The sequence below is a fragment of the Streptomyces sp. NPDC029466 genome, from assembly GCF_055574515.1.
On record NZ_JBVHZH010000023.1, the window covers coordinates 108,570 to 120,948 of the forward strand.

Annotated in this window: 7 protein-coding genes; 3 read left to right on the forward strand and 4 right to left on the reverse strand. The window is 73.1% G+C overall.

What is annotated here, in order from left to right:
- Positions 1-269 precede the first annotated feature (269 nt).
- Positions 270-2,981 (reverse strand): protein kinase domain-containing protein, encoded by a 2,712-nt coding sequence (locus tag ACZ4XD_RS19215; RefSeq protein ID WP_468043548.1) that lies wholly within the window; start codon positions 2,979-2,981, stop codon positions 270-272.
- Positions 2,982-2,983: 2 nt separating this feature from the next.
- Positions 2,984-5,329 (reverse strand): protein kinase domain-containing protein, encoded by a 2,346-nt coding sequence (locus tag ACZ4XD_RS19220; RefSeq protein ID WP_468043550.1) that lies wholly within the window; start codon positions 5,327-5,329, stop codon positions 2,984-2,986.
- Positions 5,330-5,561: 232 nt separating this feature from the next.
- Between ACZ4XD_RS19220 and ACZ4XD_RS19225 the strand changes: the two genes are divergently transcribed.
- On the forward strand, positions 5,562-6,431 hold the full coding sequence (locus ACZ4XD_RS19225) for an Fpg/Nei family DNA glycosylase (protein WP_468043552.1): 870 nt from the start codon (positions 5,562-5,564) through the stop codon (positions 6,429-6,431).
- A gap of 30 nt (positions 6,432-6,461) precedes the next feature.
- Here ACZ4XD_RS19225 and ACZ4XD_RS19230 read toward each other — a convergent pair whose 3' ends face one another.
- On the reverse strand, positions 6,462-8,276 hold the full coding sequence (locus ACZ4XD_RS19230) for a choline/carnitine O-acyltransferase (protein ID WP_468043554.1): 1,815 nt from the start codon (positions 8,274-8,276) through the stop codon (positions 6,462-6,464).
- Positions 8,277-8,439: 163 nt separating this feature from the next.
- Positions 8,440-9,309, reverse strand: coding sequence for a HalD/BesD family halogenase (locus ACZ4XD_RS19235; RefSeq protein ID WP_468043556.1), 870 nt, complete (start codon positions 9,307-9,309; stop codon positions 8,440-8,442).
- A gap of 261 nt (positions 9,310-9,570) precedes the next feature.
- On the opposite strand from ACZ4XD_RS19235, the gene ACZ4XD_RS19240 reads away from it, so the two are divergent.
- Both ACZ4XD_RS19240 and ACZ4XD_RS19245 read left to right on the forward strand, forming a co-directional pair.
- Entirely contained in the window at positions 9,571-11,586 is a 2,016-nt protein-coding gene (locus ACZ4XD_RS19240) for an oxidoreductase (protein ID WP_468043558.1), read from the forward strand.
- Positions 11,587-11,660: 74 nt separating this feature from the next.
- A complete protein-coding gene (locus ACZ4XD_RS19245; protein ID WP_468043560.1) occupies positions 11,661-12,227 on the forward strand; it encodes a PadR family transcriptional regulator in 567 nt (188 codons plus the stop codon).
- The last annotated feature ends 152 nt before the right edge of the window (positions 12,228-12,379 follow it).

Below are 12,379 nucleotides of genomic sequence, written 5' to 3' on the forward strand. Positions count from 1 at the left end.
AACACTCCCCCGTTGACCATTCCTCAGATGATCAAATACTTCCAGCTGCGCGAACGGCTTCTCAAGAGTCCTATGAGCCGTCGCCTGGCGCGATTCTCGCGAACGCCGCCGCCCAGTCGTGTGTATCCCGGTCGTGGCCGGCCGCCCACCAGGCGCTCCGCTTCGCCCACTATGTGCACCGGTCGTGCTCGTGCTCTACTTCGACATCTAAGTCGCGGATTCCGCGCGAAGGCCGTCACCCCGCTCCGGGGTGGCGGCCTTCGCCGTGCTTACTTCCCCCCGGCCCCGATAGCCGTAAGCCCCTTCTCCGTAGGGCCGTAGACCTGGGTGTCGTCCGCCCAGAAGGCTACGGAGGAGGGCCAGGAGGCGGTGCTGCCGGCGAATTCGTAGGTCCAGCGGGCTTTTCCGGTTTCGGGGTCCAGGGCCCAGAGTTGGGAGTGGGCCCAGAGGTAGGTGGTGTGGGGAGTGGGCTGGAGGGCGAGGATGCCGGTGCGGGGCAAGGGGAGGCGGCCTGCCCAGTGGACGGCGCCGGTTTTGGCGTCGAAGGCGTGGAGGATGACGTGGCCCTGGAAGTCGGGGCCGGCGGCGTAGACGGTGGAGCCGTCCGGGGAGGCCGCCATGGCGTGGATGGGCACGCGGTCGGGAGACTGCCATGCCTTCTGGCCGTTCGTCGCGTCGATGGCGTAGAGGCGGTCGGAGAGGTAGAGGAAGAGGCCGCCGGCGGAGCAATGAGGGCCGTCGTGCCAGGAGACGGTGAAGAAGTCGGTCTCGTGGCCGGAGGTCTGGCCGCCTCCGGGGGCGGGTTGTTGCCACTGGATCCTGCCGCGGGCGTGGACGTCCAGTCCGGCGAGCTTCGGGGCGCTCCGGTCGGGGTTGCTGGTCATCCACAGCAGGCGGGTACCGGACGACGGGACCTTGAGCGTGGCCTGGCCCATGGTCGTGTTGTTGAAGGTGGCATCCCAGCGGAGTTTTCCGGTCGCCGGGTCCACGGCCCAGATGAAGCCCTGGTGGGCGAAGAGCGCCGCTCCCCTCGACGGGTCGGAGCTCAGCTTCGAGAGTTCGGAGCGCAGCTTCGCCATGTCGTCGGGCAGGCGGCTCTTCGACATGGTGCCGGTGACGTAGACCGTGTCGTCGAGCATTCCCGGCACCCACGCGGTGGCCACGCCGCTCTGCGGGCTGCCGAGGGTCCAGGCGACCTTGCCGGTGTCGAGGTCCACGGCCCGCAGCACCGTGGCCGGTTCCGGCACCCAGCGCGACCGGCCGAACATCTTCGTCTGTCCGATCGCGAACGCCATGCCGTGACCTGCGACGACGGGGCTGCCGCCCATGCCGGCGACGGCCGGCGCGGCCCGGAGGTTGGCCAGTGGACCCCACCGGGGGCGGCCCGCGTGGTCGAAGGCCCAGAGGTGCCTGCCGCTGACCGCGACGACCGTCCCGTCCGTGCCCGTCACCTGGGTCAGGGGTTCGGTGAGGGGCGCCGTCCACCGCGGGGTGGCGACGGTGCGGGTGGCGAGCGAGCGTGAGGGGTTTTTGAGGGAGGGGGAGGTCGCCTTGCTGCCGGTTCGGGTGTCCCAGAGTGACAGGGCGAGTGTGGTGCCGCCGCCGGCCAGTGCGACGGTTCCGCCGGCCAGGCCGAGGAGGAGCTTGCGGCGGCCGAGGAGGGGGGTGGGGAGCGGGGACCCGGGGGTGGGGAGCGGGGACCCGGGGATGGGGGCCGGGGACCCGGGGATGGGGGCCGGGGGTGCGTCCGGGAAGTCCGGCGCCGGCCCGTACGGGGGTTCCGGGGGCCTGGACGCGGGAGGCTGACCGGCGGGCGGGGAAGCGGGGCCGGGCAGGAATGGGGTGGCCGGTGACGGTGCGGCGTCAGCGGCTTCGGGCCGAGGGGGCAGGAGTTGGGTGGCCGCTGTCGGCCCGGCGTCAGCGGCACCAGCGGCATCGGGCGGGGCGGGCGGAGGGGGGAGGAGTTGGGTGGCCGCCGTCGGTGCGGCGTCCGCGGTGTCGGGCGGGGCGGGCAGGAGTTGGGTGGCCGCCGTCGGTGCGGCGTCCGCGGCATCGGGCGGGGCGGGCAGGCGCTGGGTGGGGCCCGGGGCGGGTGGCCGGGGCGGGGCCATGACCGCGGATGCCTCTTCGATCGCGGTGATCAGGGCCGGTGGGAGCCAGGCGCCGGGGGCCGCCAACTCCGCGTCGCGTTCGATGAATTCGATGAGCTGACGTGGCGTCGGCCGGTCGGTGGCGTTCTTCGCGAGGCAGGCCGCGATCATCAGCCGCAGGCCGTCCGGGACCGTGGACAGGTCGGGCTCGTCGTACACCACCCGTTTCAGGACGTCCGGGACCCGGCCCTCGCCGAACGGGCTCGCCCCGGACGCGGCGAAGACGAGGGTGGCGCCGAGCGAGAACATATCGCTCGCCGAGGAGAGCGGTTCGCCGTTTCCCTGCTCGGGAGACATGTACGCGGGCGTGCCGAGGACCACGCCGGTGGTCGTCAGCGCCGTCCCCTCGGCGGCCCGGGCGATGCCGAAGTCGATGACGTACGGCCCGTCGAGGGCCAGCAGGACGTTCGCGGGCTTCAGGTCGCGGTGCGTGAGCCGTGCGGCGTGGATGTTCACCAGGGCCTCGGCGATGCCGGCCGTCAGGGCCCGCAGCGCGGTCTCCGGGAGCGGGCCGCCGATCTCCACCGCGCGGTGCAGGGAGATGCCCGGTACGAAGGCGGTCGCCATCCACGGCACGGCGGCATCCGGGTCCGCGTCGACGACCGCTGCGGTGAAGGCGCCGGACGCGGCCCGCGCCGCTGACACCTCGGCACGGAACCGGGCGCGGAACCCGGTGTCGCCGGCCAGTTCCGGGCGGATCAGCTTCACCGCGACCGTGCGGCCGCCGGCCGACCGCCCGAGGTAGACCGAGCCCATGCCGCCCGATCCCAGGCGGCCCAAAAGCGTGTAGGGGCCGACCCGGGGCGGGTCCGAAGGGTCCAACGGCTCCATTTTCAGGCTCCGTTCGCGTGGAGAGCGGCGACCGTCGTGGCCGTCGGGTCCGAGAGGCAGAGTCGCCCGTCACCGGCTGTCCACGCCAGTTTCGTGGGATCGGTTCCCTTCATGCCGGTGTACTTCCAGCGGGGCTTGCCGTTCGAGGGGTCACATGCCCAGACGACGGAGTCCGGACCCATCCGGTACAGGTTTCCGTCGGCGCACAGGAGACGGGCGCCGAAGGACCGGGAGTCCTTGGAGTCGGCGGGGAGCGGCGCCTTCCATCGCGTCCGGCCGGTGCCGCTGTCGAGGGCGCCCAGGGAGTAGCCGTGGTCCTTGTCCTGGTAGAGGGCGTAGAGGATCTTCCCGTCCTTGTCGGTGGCGATGCCGCCGCCCCGGAGGGACGCCGGGACGATGTCCGGCACCGTCCACACGTGCTTTCCGGTCGCCGGGTCCAGTGCCGACATCCGGCTGCCGCCGTCGACGAGGACGACGTGCTGCCCGGCGGCGTCGAGGGTGTGCGGCTGCACCTTCTTCGACCAGACGGCCTTGCCCTCGGCGTCGAGTGCCCGCACCCGGGTGGTGCCGGCGAACAGGGCGTGGTCACCGCGCTGCGGCAGGGCCGAGAAGATGAGGTCCGCGTCCTCGCCGTACAGCCAGGAGGTTTTACGGGAGGCGAGGTCCAGCGCCCAGACGTGGTAGCCCACGGGGGACGGGCCGTGGTCCTTGCCGTCACCGAAGCCGATCAGATACGCCGTGCCGTCCAGGACGCCGCAGAAGCGGAGCACTCCCTGGGTGTGCGGCCGGTCCAGCGTGGCGGTCCAGGCAGCCTTCCCCTTGGCCAGGTCGATCGCGAGCACGGCGCTCCGCACGGCCGCCGACTTCATCACCATTCCGGCCACGTACAGATGGCCGTCGTCCACCGCGGCGATCACGTTCGGCACCGATCCCTGCGCCGAGAAGGCGAGGCCGTGGTCGGCGCCGTTCACGGTCCACTTCGTATTGCCCTCGTCGTCGAGCGCCAGGACCCGTTCGAGGGAGGGGCAGACGACGACACCGTGGGTCGAGATCACCTGTGGGCAGGCCGCGGACTGCCGGTCCTTCCAGGCCAGGGTCGCCTCGGGGACATCGTCGCCGGAGGGGCGGCGGAGGCCGGGCCCGGCGCCGGCCTGCCCGGTACCGCTCAGGGCCAGCCAGGTCCCCGCTCCGGCCACCGCGAGCGTTCCGCCGGCCAGCCCGAGGAGCAGCTTCCGGCGGCTCGTCCAGGGGCGGTCCGGGTCGGGGCGGTCGAGGTCGGGGCGGTCCGGCTCCGGGGGGCCCGCAACCGGATCGCCCGGCTCCCGGTGGCCCGCGACCGGATCGCCCGGCTCCGGGCGGCCCGGCCCCGGACCGTCCGACGCCGCCGGAAGGGCCTCCGCCACCCCGGAGGCCGCACTGCCGAGGACCGGCGCCACCTGGGTGAACGGCCGGGTCGGCGGGGGCTCGGGCAGCGTGGTCATGACGGCGCGGACGGCGATGATGTCGGCGGCGACCGCCTCCGGGAGCCAGCCGCCCGACGGGATGGGGTGGCCCTCCCGCTCGACGAACTCGGACACCTGGCGCGGGGTCGGCCGGTCGTCGGGGTTCTTGGCCAGACAGGACGCGATCAGGTCGCGCAGCCCGGCCGGGACCGCGCCGAGACCGGGTTCGGTGTGCACGATGCGGAAGAGGACGCCCGCGGCCGCGCCCGCGCCGAACAGGCTGTCCCCGCCAGCGGCGAAGGCGATCGCCGAGCCCAGCGAGAAGAGGTCGCTGGCCGGGGTGAGCGTCTCCCCCACCGCCTGCTCCGGCGACATGTACGAGGCCGAGCCGATGATCGCGCCGGTGGAGGTCAGCGCGGTGCCGTCGACGGCCCGCGCGATGCCGAAGTCGATGACGCGCGGCCCGTCCAGCGCCAGCAGGACGTTCGCCGGTTTCAGGTCCCGGTGGATCAGCCCGGCGTCGTGCACGCTGGCCAGCGCCTCCGCCACCCCGGCGGTCAGCGCCCACAGCGCGCCCTCGGGCAACGGGCCCCGGGTGCTGACCGCCTGGTCCAGCGAGACGCCGACGACGAAGGCGGTCGCCATCCAGGGGAGCTCGCCTCGCGTATCGGCGTCCACGACCGGCGCCGTGAAGGCCCCGGACACCAGCCGGGCCGCCTCGACCTCGCGCTGGAACCGGTCCCGGAACGCGTCGTCCCGTGCCAGATCCTGCCGCACCACCTTCACCGCGACCGTGCGGCCCCGGGCCCGGCCGAGGTACACCGCCCCCATCCCGCCGGCACCCAGCCGGCCCAGGAGTGTGTAGGGCCCGATCTGCCGCGGGTCACCGGCCTCGAGCTGCTTCATCGCATCCCCCTTCAATGAGCCCCCACAGGCTACTGCCGGAGTCATGGGCAGCCACCCCGGTTCGGATCAACCGGCCGTCCCAACATGCCGTGGTGTCAAGGCCGTTGGCGTCGGCGGCTCGTCGGGACGGCGGCGCCTCGCCCCCGCTGACCGGGATTGACGGGGACGGCCCGGGACCGTCCCGCCGCCCCGCCGCCCCGCGCCGGGCGCGCCCTCCGGGCAGACTGGCGTTATGCCTGAATTGCCGGAAGTCGAGTCACTCGCCCAGTTCCTCGCCGGCCGTCTTGCCGGCCGGGCCGTCGGCCGGGTGTACCCCGTGGCCGTGCACGCGCTGAAGACCTACGACCCACCGGTCACCGCGCTCGAAGGCGGTGCGTGCGAGGGGGTGACCCGGCACGGGAAGTTCCTCGATCTTCAGGTCGGGGCGCTGCATCTGGTGCTGCACCTGGCCAGGGCGGGGTGGGTGCGATGGAACGACGCGCTGCCTGCGGTGCCGCCGCGGCCCGGGAAAGGGCCGCTGGCGCTGCGGGTGCGGCTCGCCGGTCCGGATGACGGGGCGGGGTTCGACGTGACCGAGGCGGGGAGTCAGAAGCACCTCGCGGTGTATGTCGTACGGGATCCGCAGGAGGTGCCGGGGGTGGCGCGGCTCGGGCCCGACCCGCTCGGCGAGGACTTCACGCTGGCCGCCTTCCGTGCGCTGCTGGAGGGCGAGCGCCGGCAGATCAAGGGCGTGCTCCGGGATCAGAGCGTGCTGGCGGGGATCGGGAACGCCTACTCGGACGAGATCTTGCACCTGGCCCGGATGTCGCCGTTCAAACTGGCCGCGACGCTCTCCGGGGAGGAGGTGGAGCGGCTGTACGCGGCGGTCGGGAGCACGCTCACGGAGGCGGTCGAGCGGTCCCGTGGGCTGGCCCTGAAGGACCTCAAGGCGGAGAAGAAGAGCGGGCTGCGGGTGCACGGGCGGAAGGGGCAGCCGTGCCCGGTCTGCGGGGACACGGTGCGCGAGGTGTCGTTCAGCGATTCGGCGCTCCAGTACTGCCCCACCTGCCAGACGGGCGGCAAGCCCCTGGCGGACCGGCGGCTGTCCCGGCTGCTGAAGTAGCGGGGACGGCCGCCGGCCCGCCCGGGACGGTCAGTCCGCGGACCGCCCGGACGCCAGCAGCTCCCGCAGCTCGGCCACCGCCTCGCGGAGCCGGTCGGCGAAGACCCGCATCGGGCCGGCCACCGCCAGGGGGGTGCTGAGGTAGAGGTGGAAGCGGTCCGGCAGCAGGACGTAGGCGACGCCGATACAGCGGCTGCTGGTGGAGCCGAAGCCGAAGTACTGGATGTTCTCGGACGGGGCGGAGCTGGTGCTCAGGTAGTCGTCCCGCATCGTCAGCCAGCCCGGGGTCCGGTAGAGGGCGGGCTGCTCGGTCACCCCGAGCTCCGCCCCGCGCCGCCGCTGGATCAGTTCCAGCTCCCACAGATGCTGCTCGGGGGCCTGGCCGGCCTGGCACTCCTTGGCGCGCGCCACATGCTTCCCGGCGGCGGCCCGGAACGCGGCCCGGCGGGTGTCCGGGGAGGCCGCCGGGTCCTCCATCGCGGCGACGAACGCCTGGATCTCCGGGGTGACGACACGCATCGCCTCGGTTCGGCCGTGCCGCCACTGGCGGGTGGCGATGGACTCGTAGGTGGCGCCCAGGTGTCCCTTGGCCCGCTGATGGGCGAGCTGGTAGGCGAGCTGGACGAAGGCGTCCGGTGAGGTGCCCAGCGCCTTGGCGGTGCTGCTGCCGAAGTCGTCGAAGGAGACGGTGCGGGTGGCGGTGTTCGCGCCGTACTCCGCGAAGGCGTCGGCGGCGGAGCGCACCTGCGCCCGGAGGGCGTCGTCCAGCTCGAAGAGGACCGGCTCCAGGGCCGGCTGCCCCTGGGAGCGGGCGCCGGAGCGGCGGGAGTGTTCCTCGGCCGGGGCGCTGAGCAGGGCGTCGGTGAAGCTGAGGATGGTGGTCCCGTCCAGCTCGCAGTGCTCCACGTTGATGCCCGCCCGGCCGTCGGCGAAGACGATCAGGGACACCGCCTTGTCGAACCAGCGGTTGCCGCCGTCGCCGTACAGCAGCTGGTCGCAGGCCTCCTGGACGTCCGCGGGGGCGGCGTCCTCCAGGCAGACGCAGAACAGCGCGGTCTCGATGTCGTCCAGGGCGGCCGTGTTGCGGGGGTGGTGGGCGCGCAGGGACTCCCGGGCGGCGGCCCACTCGGCGCGCGCCATGGTGGTGAGGTGGCCGACCGGGGTGCCGGCCGCGGCCGGTTCGGCGCCGGCCTTCTGTACGGCGCGCAGGCCCGCTTCGAGGTCGTCCAGGCCGTGCGGGACCCCGTCCGCGCCGAGCACGTCCATCCGGAACAGGTTGCCGCGGTGGAACACCACGATGTGCCGGGCGTCGGACGGCCCTGGCCAGGCGTCGGTGTAGGGGCTGCGGACGGTGTCCTGTTCCGTCCCGGGGATCCGGGTGGCGGAGAACAGGAAGCGGTTCTGCACCATCGACTGGGGCACGCCCCGCTGCACCACCGGAGGGATGGCCTCCGCGTCGAGTTGGCGCTTGTAGTCGACGGCGCCGGCGATGAGCCCGGCCGCCCGCTCCACCTGAGACTGCGGCTGTCCGGGGGCGGGGTCGCGGAACAGGAAGAAGAAGTTGGCGTTGAGCGCGATCCGGTCCCGGCGGCCCAGATAGCGGTACGGCCAGAAGGTGTCGAGCCAGCTGTGGACGCCCTCCGTGGCGTCGTACTCCTCCAGCGCCGCCTGAAGCACCCGGCCGGGGCCGCCGGGGCGGAGGAAGGCGGCCACCTCCGCCTCGGTCGCCGCCCGCTGGTCGGCGGTCAGCAGCGGCGCGCACCAGGCGAGGAACCTCTCGCAGCTCGCTTCCAGCGTGGGCAGCGGCACCCGCGGGAGGCTGTCCTCCCGGTCGAAGGTCGTCATGGCGGCCCTTTCCTGACGGTTATTCAATTCTGCTCTCTCGATTCGGATCGTGGGGACCTGTGCTGTCACTCATCCATGGTCGCGCCGTCACCCACCGTGTCCGGCACCCCATGGCGCGCGGAGCGGGGACGGCGTACGTACGGCGCAATGTCCGGGCCGTCCGCTAGTCCAGCAGCCGGTCGCCCCGGACGGCCCGGCCCTCGGCCGCGGTGTGGGCGGGCAGGACCCGGCCGAAGAGCTGCCGGGTGCGGGCCACGCTCCCGATGACGCCGGGCCGCTCGCTGTAGGCGAAGATCGCGGAGTGGCGCGCGGTCCCGCCGCGCACCGGACTCACCCGGTGGAGCGAGTAGCGGCCCTTGAACAGCTGGAGGTCGCCGGGGTGCAGCGCCAGGCGCCGGATCAGCCGCTCGCCCCGGCCGTCCAGGACGTCCCGGACGTCGTCGAAGCGCTCGTCGTGCGCGGACCGGATGTTCGGGCAGTACTCGAAGACACCGCCGTCCTGCGCCTGCCGGGTGAGCATGCTGACGGTGAACTCGTTGGTGTCGAAGTGCCAGGGGTGCTCCATGCCGGGGGCGACGACATTGAGCACCAGCCCGGAGAGCGGGTCCGCCAGCTCGTGCAGCCGCGGCAGTCCGAAGCAGCGGGCCAGGAAGTCCTGGAACACCGGGTCGGCGTAGAGCCGGCCGATCAGGGACTCCGCGGGCACCCGGTCCCGGGGGACGAAGGCGTTGCCCCGCTGGAAGGTCCGCCGGCCGGGGTGGCCGGCCGGCAGGTCCGCGTCCACCGCGATGTTGTAGACGTTGACCGTCTCGATGTCGAAGTGCGCCTGGGGGGCGATGGCGGCGCACTCCTGCTCCAGCGCCGCACGGAGCGCCGGGCGGATGAAGTCCGGCAGCACGGTGCAGCCGAGCGTTCGGAGTTCGTGCCGGGCCCGGGAGATCACGGCCTGTCCCCCGGCGCTGTCGGGTTCCGGCAGGGGGTACCGGGCGGTGTCGACCACCTGGTCGAGCGTGAGGGCTTGCGCAGTGCTCATTCGATCCTCTCCACATGCGGGCAGACCGTCGGGAGCCACTCCAACTCCACCGGGGAGCAGCACAGTTGAAGCTCCCACAGCGTCGCCGGGTTGTCTGTGACACGTCGCACTGCGCGACCTGGCAACTGCACGCCGTGCGGTGCGGAGCCGGGCACCCCGGCATGCGGCGGAGTCGTCTGCGTCACGTTTTTTGCAACTTGTTGCATAACTTGGGGGGCTGGTCTACAACTACTGCCACGACCACCGCGCCTGGAGGCCCCCATGAGCCAGTACCCCCACCTGATGAGCCCCCTCGACCTCGGGTTCACCACCCTGCCCAACCGGGTGCTGATGGGGTCGATGCACATCGGGCTGGAGGAGGCCGAGAACGGCTTCGCGCGGATGGCCGCCTTCTACGCCGCCCGCGCGCGCGGCGGCGTCGGCCTGATGGTGACCGGCGGCATCGCGCCGAACGACGCGGGCCGGCCGTACGAGGGCGGGGCCAAGCTCACCACCGAGGAGGAGGCCGCGCAGCACCGGACCGTGACCGAGGCGGTGCACGCCGCGGGCGGGCGGATCGCGATGCAGATCCTGCACTTCGGGCGGTACGCGTACCACCCGGACCTGGTAGCGCCGAGCGCCCTCCAGGCGCCCATCAGCCCCTTCGTGCCGAACGCGCTCACCGACGACGAGGTCGAGCAGACCATCGAGGACTATGTGCGGGCGGCGGAGCTGGCCAAGTCCGCCGGGTACGACGGTGTCGAGATCATGGGCTCCGAGGGCTATCTGATCAATGAGTTCGTCGTCGGCGCGACGAACCGGCGCACGGACCGGTGGGGCGGCTCGTACGAGAACCGGATGCGCTTCCCGCTGGAGATCGTCCGCCGCACCCGGGAGCGGGTCGGCACCGACTTCATCCTGATCTACCGGCTCTCCATGCTGGACCTCGTCCCGGGCGGTTCCACGCTGGAGGAGGTGGTCACCCTCGCCAAGGAGATCGAGGCGGCGGGGGCCACGATCATCAACACCGGTATCGGCTGGCACGAGGCCCGTATCCCCACCATCGTGACCTCGGTGCCGCGCGGCGCCTACACCTGGGTGACGAAGCGGCTGATGGGCTCGGTGAACATCCCGCTGGTCACCAGCAACCGCATCAACACCCCCGAGGTCGCCGAGGAGTTGCTCGCCGACGGACGCGCCGACATGGTGTCGCTGGCCCGGCCCTTCCTCGCCGACCCGGACTTCGTCGCCAAGGCGCGGGACGGCCGGGCCGAGGCGATCAACACCTGCATCGGGTGCAACCAGGCCTGCCTCGACCACACCTTCAGCGGGAAGATCACGTCCTGCCTGGTCAACCCGCGGGCGTGCCACGAGACCGAGCTGGTGCTCTCCCCCACCCGGCGGCGCAAGCGGCTCGCCGTGGTCGGCGCCGGGCCGGCCGGACTCGCCTGCGCCGTGTCCGCGGCCGAGCGCGGCCATGCCGTCACCCTCTTCGACGCCGCGGCCGAGATCGGCGGGCAGCTGAACATCGCCAAGCGGATACCGGGCAAGGAGGAGTTCGACGAGACCCTGCGCTACTTCCGCCACCAGCTCGACAGCCATGGCGTGGACGTCCGGCTGAACTCCCCGGTCACGGCCGCGGACCTCGGGGCGTACGACGAGGTCGTGGTGGCCACCGGGGTCACCCCGCGCACCCCGGAGATCGAGGGCATCGACCACCCGAGCGTCGTCAGCTACCTCGATGTGCTGCGGGACGGGGCGCCGGTCGGCGAACGCGTGGCGATCATCGGGGCGGGCGGCATCGGCTTCGATGTCGCGGAGTTCCTCACCGATGCCGGCGACGCGGCGAGCCAGGACCCGGAGGCCTACTTCCGCGCCTGGGGCGTCGACACCGGCTACGGCGACCGGGGCGGGCTGCGCGCGCCCGAGCGCCCCAAGGCCCCGCGGCAGGTGCATCTGCTCCAGCGCAAGACCTCGAAGGTCGGCGCCGGTCTCGGCAAGACCACCGGCTGGATCCACCGTGCGGAGCTGCGGCACCGGGGCGTGACCAGCATCGCCGGGGCGGCGTACGAGCGGATCGACGACGAGGGCCTGCACCTCACGGTCGACGGCACGGCCACCACGCTCCCGGTGGACACCGTCGTGCTGTGCACCGGGCAGGAGCCGCGCCGGGACCTGTACGAGGAGCTGCGGGCCGAGGGGCGCACCGTGCACCTCATCGGCGGTGCGGACGTCGCCGCTGAGCTGGACGCCAAGCGCGCCATCAAGCAGGGGACGGAGCTGGCGGCGGCCCTGTGAGCCGGGGCGGGACCGGGACGCGGCGGGCGGCGCGAGGCCGCGGCGTCCCGGCCGCCGCGACCTAGGATTCCCCCATGTCACTCCCGCACGCGATCCTCACCGCCCTGCTAGAGAAGCCGTCGTCGGGGCTGGCACTGACCCGTAGGTTCGACCGGTCGATCGGCTACTTCTGGTCGGCCACCCATCAGCAGATCTATCGCGAGCTGGGCAAGCTGGAGCAGGCCGGGTTCATCCGGGCGCTGCCGAGCGAACAGCCGTCGCGGGGGCAGAAGAAGGAGTTCGAGGTGCTGCCCGCGGGCCGGGCCGAGCTGACCCGCTGGGCCTCCGGTGAGCAGGAGTCCAAGCCCATCCGGGACGCGCTGCTGCTGCGGCTGCGGGCGTCGGCGGTGGTGGGGCGGGCCGGGCTCGACGAGGAGCTGCGGCGCCATCTGACGCTGCACCGACGGCAGTTGGCGGAGTACCAGGAGATCGAGGACCGCGACTTCGGGGCGGCGGCGGACCCGGAGGACCGGTTGCGGCGGCTGGTGCTGCGGGCCGGGATCGGGCTGGAGACCTTCTGGGTGGAGTGGCTGGCGGAGGCGCTGGCCGAAGTGACGGACCTGGACGCCGCGACGGGCCCGGAGGACGGCGCGGGCGGCTGAGCCGCATCCCGCGGGCGCTCCGCACGTACGGCATGGGGCGGGGGGGGGGGGGGGGGGGGGGGGGGGGGGGGGGGGGTGGGGTGTGGGGGGGGGGGGGGGGGGGGGGAGGGTACCTGGAGCCGAGTGCCGCGAGCTTGCTGACGTTGCGCCGG

What these genes read in the sequence shown, in the direction of transcription:
- ACZ4XD_RS19215 (WP_468043548.1), bottom strand. Translation starts at nt 2,981, where the DNA reads ATGGAGCCGTTGGACCCTTCGGACCCGCCCCGGGTCGGCCCCTACACG.
- ACZ4XD_RS19220 (WP_468043550.1), bottom strand. Translation starts at nt 5,329, where the DNA reads ATGAAGCAGCTCGAGGCCGGTGACCCGCGGCAGATCGGGCCCTACACA.
- ACZ4XD_RS19225 (WP_468043552.1), top strand. Translation starts at nt 5,562, where the DNA reads ATGCCTGAATTGCCGGAAGTCGAGTCACTCGCCCAGTTCCTCGCCGGC.
- ACZ4XD_RS19230 (WP_468043554.1), bottom strand. Translation starts at nt 8,276, where the DNA reads ATGACGACCTTCGACCGGGAGGACAGCCTCCCGCGGGTGCCGCTGCCC.
- ACZ4XD_RS19235 (WP_468043556.1), bottom strand. Translation starts at nt 9,309, where the DNA reads ATGAGCACTGCGCAAGCCCTCACGCTCGACCAGGTGGTCGACACCGCC.
- ACZ4XD_RS19240 (WP_468043558.1), top strand. Translation starts at nt 9,571, where the DNA reads ATGAGCCAGTACCCCCACCTGATGAGCCCCCTCGACCTCGGGTTCACC.
- ACZ4XD_RS19245 (WP_468043560.1), top strand. Translation starts at nt 11,661, where the DNA reads ATGTCACTCCCGCACGCGATCCTCACCGCCCTGCTAGAGAAGCCGTCG.